Annotated in this window: 1 pseudogene; it reads left to right on the top strand. The window is 58.3% G+C overall.

Going from position 1 to position 242, the window contains the following annotated elements:
* Nucleotides 1-143: 143 nt before the first annotated feature.
* Nucleotides 144-242, top strand: a pseudogene (locus tag KVT37_RS32680) (HNH endonuclease); the annotation flags it as partial.

Consider the following 242-nt stretch of genomic DNA (forward strand, 5'->3'; position numbering starts at 1 on the left):
GCACCGCCAACGGAAATCGCCAAAAAAGCATGAAAATCATGCGTTTTTGACCATTTGGCCGCGCGACAATCCGCTCCACATCCCTGTCATGACGGGCTTACAGTATCCGCGCCGTTCGGTTCTGGAACCAAGGAGGCAAGGACGTGACGGTTGCCGTATCTCCGGAAGGGCTTCCCGCGCTGGTGCTGAATGCGGACTACCGTCCGCTCAGCTATTACCCCCTGTCGCTCTGGTCGTGGCAG

This window comes from Mesorhizobium sp. GbtcB19, assembly GCF_019091085.1.
Lineage (GTDB): Bacteria > Pseudomonadota > Alphaproteobacteria > Rhizobiales > Rhizobiaceae > Mesorhizobium.